This is a genomic window from Streptomyces sp. ATLC9, assembly GCF_057196705.1.
On record NZ_JBXUOY010000281.1, the window covers coordinates 1 to 6371 of the forward strand.

At 70.7% G+C, this 6371-nt stretch carries 6 protein-coding genes; 3 read left to right on the plus strand and 3 right to left on the minus strand.

Translation table 11 applies throughout. From position 1 onward, the window contains the following. Positions 1–417: 417 nt before the first annotated feature. The 3 genes from AC2CJA_RS22440 to AC2CJA_RS22450 form a co-directional block, all read right to left on the minus strand. On the minus strand, positions 418–1164 hold the full coding sequence (locus tag AC2CJA_RS22440; protein WP_484604488.1) for a TIGR03936 family radical SAM-associated protein: 747 nt from the start codon (positions 1162–1164) through the stop codon (positions 418–420). A gap of 152 nt (positions 1165–1316) precedes the next feature. After that, positions 1317–1913, minus strand: coding sequence for a GNAT family N-acetyltransferase (locus tag AC2CJA_RS22445; protein ID WP_484604489.1), 597 nt, complete (start codon positions 1911–1913; stop codon positions 1317–1319). 103 nt (positions 1914–2016) lie between these two features. Then, positions 2017–3189: a helix-turn-helix domain-containing protein gene (locus tag AC2CJA_RS22450; protein ID WP_484604490.1), complete on the minus strand. Its 1173-nt coding sequence runs from the start codon at positions 3187–3189 to the stop codon at positions 2017–2019. A 671-nt stretch (positions 3190–3860) separates the two neighbouring features. Between AC2CJA_RS22450 and tgmA the strand changes: the two genes are divergently transcribed. From tgmA to tgmC, 3 genes are read left to right on the plus strand one after another with little or no spacing between them, the layout of a single operon-like run. After that, a complete protein-coding gene (gene tgmA, locus AC2CJA_RS22455) occupies positions 3861–4172 on the plus strand; it encodes a putative ATP-grasp-modified RiPP (protein ID WP_484604491.1) in 312 nt (103 codons plus the stop codon). Next, entirely contained in the window at positions 4169–5119 is a 951-nt protein-coding gene (tgmB, locus tag AC2CJA_RS22460; RefSeq protein WP_484604492.1) for an ATP-grasp ribosomal peptide maturase, read from the plus strand. Before tgmA ends, tgmB begins: the two co-directional genes overlap by 4 nt. After that, positions 5116–6240 carry an ATP-grasp peptide maturase system methyltransferase gene (gene tgmC / locus AC2CJA_RS22465; protein ID WP_484604493.1) on the plus strand — a complete coding sequence of 375 codons (1125 nt, stop codon included), beginning with the start codon at positions 5116–5118 and terminating at the stop codon, positions 6238–6240. Before tgmB ends, tgmC begins: the two co-directional genes overlap by 4 nt. Positions 6241–6371: the final 131 nt, after the last annotated feature.

A 6371-nucleotide genomic window follows, 5' to 3' on the forward strand; every position in this document is an offset into this window, starting at 1 on the left:
CGGGGCGCTCGGATTTGTTAAAAAGAGACCGGCGCGGCGGCGCCGGCGCGGCGGCAGCGTGTCGCTGGGGCTGCCCTGCCCGGCCTCCGCCTCCGTGCCGGTCGCGGCGGGCGCGGCGGACGTGGTCTCGATGTTCTCCGCGGGTGTGGACTCCGCGGATTCCGTGGATTCGCGCATGCGGGCGGTTCTCCCGTTCACGCTCCCGGGCGCCGTGCCTCGATCCGGCCGGGCTCCGCGTGTTGTGCGCGGGCCGCTGTCCGGGGCGCGGGCGCCGCACGGGAGCTGTCGTCTCGCTCGCCGGTTCCGTGCCATCGGGCTCGGACACGGCGAAAGTCTGCTGGTGGATGCGCCTGCCTGACGGCCGGACCCGGGTGGCTCCCTGGTGCCTCGCACATCGGCGGCGCGGCGGCGTCGGCCTTACGCGGTACCGTCCGGCACCGTCGCGGCGGGGGTTGCGTCGCGGTCGGGCGCAAGCGGATCGGTCACCGTGCCGGTCTCCTCATCGAGCGGCCCCTGCGCCAGCCTGGTCACCGCTGCGGGGACCGGCGGCGCCAGGTCGGCCGTAGCTCGGAGGCCGGACAGGACGTCGTCGGGTCGTACGGCAGGTGTCAGGTGCCGTACCACCAGGCGCAGTATCGCACAGGGTCCCTCTCCGGGCCTATCGGACCCGGCCGGGGCGGCCTCCAGCGAGGCCACGGCGGCACGCGTGTCGAAGGTGCGCACGCCCTTCTTGGTCTGCCTGCTGACCTCGACGGACTCCGCCGCGAGGAAGACCTCCGCCGCCTTGCGGGCCTCCTCCGGTTCCACCCCGTCGAGCCGCAGCTCCCAGCGGGAGGCCGTCAGACGGTCGGCGAAGCCGCTGGTGTGCGCCTCCACCGCGTCGACGACGTCGAGTCCGTCGGGCAGCGACCCGTCGAGCAGCCGCCGCAGCACCTCCGGGTCGCGCCGCTCGGTGAGGGCGATCTCCAGGTACTCGGCCTCGCTGCCCGTGCCGGTCGGCGCCGCGTTCGCGTACGAGACCTTCGGGTGCGGGGTGAAGCCCGCGGAGTACGCCATGGGCACCTTGGCCCGGCGCAGCGCCCGCTCGAAAGCGCGCTGGAAGTCGCGGTGGCTGGTGAACCGGAGGCGGCCGCGTTTGGTGTAACGCAGGCGGATGCGCTGCACCGCGGGTGCGGGCGGCGGGCCTTCGGGCTGTCGCTTGCCCAGGATCCTTCTCCTTGCTGCGGGGTGGCGCGACAAGCGCCCCTCGGTCGAACACTGGCGGCCGGGCCGTCCCCGCCGGTGCGGGGCCGGTAGGCCCGTACCTGCCCACCAGCCTACTCGCCGGCGGCTTGGGCCTCTCCCGGACCGGCCCTCCGCACCCGCGGCGCGGCCGGTCCCGTGGCGATCCAGTACCGCAGTTTCTTCCCCCGCCGGTCCTCGAAGACACCACCGCACTTCTCGATGACGCGGCGGGAGGCGGTGTTGGTGTCGTCGCAGGTGACCAGCACCGGGTCGATGCCGAGGGAATGGACGACGGGCAGGGCGGCGCGCAGCATCGCGGTGGCGTGGCCGCGGCGGCGGGCGGATGCGCGGACGTCGTAGCCGATGTGGCCGCCGTAGTCGAGCAGGAAGCCGTTGAGCCGGTGGCGGACGGCGATACGGCCGAGGTAGGTGTCGCCCTCGACCCACCACAGGGTGGTGCACGGGACGTGGCCCTCGGGGCGCGGGCCGTCCTCGTCGGCGTCGGCGCGGACGGCGGCGGCGTACTCGGCGAAGACCTCCGGGTCCTCCCAGCGCCCGCCGTAGCGGAGGATGTCGCGGCCGAGCATCGAGTTGTCCTCCCGCACGCCGCGCCCCTCGGCGTCGAACTCCTTCATCGCCTCCAGGAAGGAGGCGTGGACGCGCGGGTCGGGAAGGATCAGCTCGGGCATGCGGCCAGTGTGTCAGCGCGCCCCGCCCCCGGCCAGCGGGGCCCCTGGCCGATCCTTCCCGCCGATGCGGCCCGTCATCCGCTGTCAGAGGTGGATGCCCGTGTCAGAGATGGATGCCCGCCCTCTTCGCCAGAGTGTTGATCCTCGGATTACTCCGCCGGTGCAGGGAGACGAGCACCCTGCTCAGTTCCTGACTGGTGGGGTGGACCTTCGCCATCTGCGGCGCGGCGTTCCAGGCCGCCATGAGCGAGTCCACCGCCCCGTCCCGGTCCTTCAGTGCCAGTTTCGCCCTGGCGATGTTCATGTGGAGGGGGCCGATGCGGGTCGCGGGCAGCGAGTACCCGTTGCGGAGGTACCTCTCCGCGTCCTCCAGCGCCTCGGCGTTCCTCTTGAGATCGACCCGGGTCGCCACCACATGGGTGACCGTGTTCTCCGGGCCGAAGTGCACGCCCTGCACGTTGACATCGGTGCCGACGGCCTCCGCGGCCTTTCGTGCGGCCTTGATGTGCCGTTCGGCGGTCCGGTCGTCCCGCAGCCGGCCCGCCAGCGTCATCCCCCTGAGGTGCAACAGTCCCAGAGCCAGGTGGCGCGGCCTGCCCCGCATGGTGGACTCGGCGAGCACGACGGCCTGGTCCACCAGGGCCAGTCCCCCGGCGAAGTCGCCGCCGTTGAGGAAGGTTCCGGCCTCGTCACGGGCCGCCACGGCGCGGGTCAGGGCGTTCGCCCGCTCCGCCGCCTGCCCCTGTCTGGTGACCGCCAGCTCCGCGAGTGTCATCCAGCGGTGCCGGGCCGCCAGCCAGTAGACCGCGCTGTACACGTCGGCGACCTTCGCCCAGTCCTCGGGCAGTCCTGTGCCGTGGGCGTGGTCCTGCACTCGCCGCAGCAGGCCGGGCAGGGCCCGGGTCACGGCGGAGAGGTCGGCGTCACCGCGCAGACGGAACAGCTCGGCGAGATCCCGCTCGATCCGGTCACCCTGGACCGGCTCACCGGTCGGGAGATCGAAGCGCCGCATGGCGGTCCGCAGCTCGTTCAGCCGGTCCTCGTCGCCGGCCCGTACCGGAGCCTGCCCCAGCAACTCGTCCAGCGTGATCCCGAAGGCGTTCGCGAGCGCCGCCCCCATGCTCTGGGTGAGCGGCCGGTCGCCTCGCTCGATCTTCCCGAGCATCGACTTCGACATACCGGCCCTGGCGGCGAGCTGATCCTGCAGCCAACCTCGCCGCAGACGCAGAATCTTGGCGTTCGCGCCGGGCCCGGGCGTGGTGATCTCCGCACTCATGCGCCATGTCTTCCTGGTCGGTTGTCCCGGTCTCCATGCTCTCAGGGTCTTCTGCCCGTGCCTTGGGGTGTGCACTTCTTGTGCACCTTCGCAACACGCATCCGTCGTTGACTGATTACGGAAAGCGACATCAGGCGACGGACGACAAGCTGGGGGCCTACATGATGACGATCTCGGTACACCGGGTGTCCGCTGACGGCAGGCGACGGACAGTCAAGCGTACGCACACGGTAAAGCCGGTCGACCAACCTCCGGACACGGACCGCTGGCCCCCGTGCCAGTGCCTCCGGTGCCGAAAGGGGAACCTGCGCCCCGTCCCGCCCACCGCGTAGTGAGTGCCTTCAGCCCTCTGCCGGGAGCGGCGCCGCACCCCCGAGCGGCCGTCCGTGCCCAGCACAGGCGGACGAAAGGCACGTATGGACCACAGGCATGTGCTGGTTGCACTGCCGGCGCTCGCACATTCCCGTGATCTGGCTCGGGCCTGTGACCTCTTCCGGGATACAGGTGCCGTTCTACGGATGCCGTGAGTGCATCGCCGAGCTGGACCACATGGTCTGGGCCTACCTGGAAGCGAGGGACCGCCTCTGATCTCCCGCCTCCTCGCGAACCGGCCTGCGCGACCCGGGCGGGTTCGCCCGAACATCACTGCGAAATCCACCACGGAGGACAACGTGTTCAATCACTCGGATCGGCTCCCGACCGGTTCGCCGGTACCCCAGGGGCATGCAACCGCCGTTCCGTGGGGCGTTCGGAGGATGGCCCCGTACCCGGCCTTGGCTCCCGGCTACGCGCGGGCCGAGATCGACCCCACGACGCAGACCGCCCGCTACTTCGACCACGGCGGACAGGTCATGGAGATGCCCGGACACGGCACCAGCACCGGCACGAATCCGGCCACAAACACCGGCAACCCGTCGGACGGCGCCGGGCCCGGTGGCTCCGGTGGCGGTGACCAGGACACCGGGAACGACAGCGACCAGTGATCAATGACGGCCCGGTGCTGGTCGTCACCATGATCGACGACCCTACGGCCGACCTGGTGATCAACGAGCCGCACGACCGGGGCACCCCGGTCGCGCGGCTCGACTCCGGGGACTTCCCCGCCACCTTGTCGGTCGCGGCAACCATCACTGAAGAGGGCATCAGCGGCACCCTGGTCACCCCGACCCGCGCCACAGACCTCTCCCGCGTCCGCTCCCTCTACCACCGGCGTCCTTCGGGCTTCGCCTTCCCGCACCTCAATGAGCAGGACGCTCGATTCGCCGTCACACAGGCCCGTTACGGACTCGGCGGCGTCCTCGCGTCCCTGCCCGGCTGTCTGTATGTCAACCACCCCCACCGCATCGGAGACGCCGAGTTCAAGCCCTCGGGGCTCGTCGCTGCGGCGCGGTGCGGCTTCAAGGTCCCCAACACGATGGTCACTTCCGACCCCGAAGCGGCGAAAAGGTTCGTCAAGGACCACGGCCCTGCCGTCTACAAGCCCCTGTCCACTCCGCTGTACCGCGTGGACGGCGCGTCCTGCACCGTGGAGGTCGGGGAAGTCACCGCCGACCAGCTGAACGAACAGGTGGCCGGCACCGCCCATCTCTTCCAGAGGCGCGTGGACAAGATCGCCGATGTTCGGGTGACGGTGATCGGGGACCGGATCTTCCCCGTCCGCATCGACTCCGGCCTTCTGGACTGGCGAACGGACTACGGCAAACTCTCCTACCGCGTCGTCAAGCCCCCGGACGGCCTCGAAGCCGCGCTCAGGCGCTACCTCGCTTACTTCGGGCTGGTCTTCGGCGCATTCGACTTCGCCCTTGACCGCCACGGTGCATGGTGGTTTCTGGAGTGCAATCCGTCCGGCCAGTGGGCCTGGCTGGAGCCGTCTACCGGGCTGCCCTTGGTCTCTGCCATGGCCGACCTACTGGAGCGTCATCCGCGATGACCACTGACAAGATCCTTCGCGAAGCACTGGCCGACCACATCACGGCCAGGGGCGACCTTCGATCACCGGAGTGGCGTCAAGCCGTCCTCGGCATTCCGCGGCACGAGTTTCTGCGCGGAGGCTTCTTCCGGCGCACGGACGAAGGGGGCCGTACGGGCTGGGAGCCGGTTGGGCCGGAGAATCCGGCCTGGCTGTCGGCCTGCTACTCCGACGACTCGCTGGTGACCCAGGTCGCCGGAACCGTCATGCCGGCCGACATCGAAGGCCGGATCTACCGGCAGCCGACCAGTTCGAGCACCTTGCCCGGCCTTGTGGTCCGGATGCTGGAGGAACTGGATGTCGGCGACGGCATGAGCGTCCTGGAGGTCGGCACAGGGACGGGATACTCCACGGCGTTGCTCTGTCACCGCCTGGGTGACGAGCTGGTGACCTCTGTCGAAGTGGACGCGGAGGTTTCAGGCCGCGCCCGAGCCGCCCTGGGGCGGGCCGGCCACTTCCCCGACCTTGTCGTGGGTGACGGTCTCAAGGGACACCCCGAGGGCGCTCCCTATGACCGGCTGGTCGCCACCTGTGGCGTTCTGCACATCCCTGCCGAATGGATCGCACAGGTGAGGCCGGGCGGGCAGATCCTCGCCACGGTGGGCGGCTGGCTCTACTCCTCGGAGCTGGCACGCCTCACCGTGCGGCAGAACGGCACAGCGATGGGACGCCTGCTGGGCGGTGCCGTCTCCTTCATTCTCGCCCGCCCGCAGGTCCCCCCACCGCTGGGAGTCCTGCCCGACATGAGCGAGGGGGAGGAGCGGGAAACCCACCTGCCGGGCGATCCTCTGGGGGACTGGACAGCACGGTTTGTCGCGCAGCTCGCCGCTCCGCGTGCCCAGCGCTTCCGTCTGACGCAGGACGGGGGCGGCCTGGATGTCCTCCTGGACGTGGACGCCGGAGCCTGGGCCGCACTGCGGAAGGAGGACGAGCGGCGACTCGTCCGGCAGGGCAGCCCCGACCGGCTGTGGGACCGTATCGAGGACCATCTGAGCCGATGGCACAGGGACGGGGCGCCGTCTCTGGACCGGTTTTTGATCACCGCATCGCCCGAAGGACAGACGATCACCTGGACCACCTGACGGCAACAATCGGTTCCCCCGCTCTCATAAGGTCGGAACGACCGCAACGCCCCGCCCCCGGCCACCGGCCTCCGCGGGCCGGGGGGGGGCGGGGGCGCGGGGGGCGCGGGGGGGGCGGGGGGGGCGTTGTT

What these genes read in the sequence shown, in the direction of transcription:
- AC2CJA_RS22445 (WP_484604489.1), bottom strand. Translation starts at nt 1,913, where the DNA reads ATGCCCGAGCTGATCCTTCCCGACCCGCGCGTCCACGCCTCCTTCCTG.
- AC2CJA_RS22450 (WP_484604490.1), bottom strand. Translation starts at nt 3,189, where the DNA reads ATGAGTGCGGAGATCACCACGCCCGGGCCCGGCGCGAACGCCAAGATT.
- tgmC (WP_484604493.1), top strand. Translation starts at nt 5,116, where the DNA reads ATGACCACTGACAAGATCCTTCGCGAAGCACTGGCCGACCACATCACG.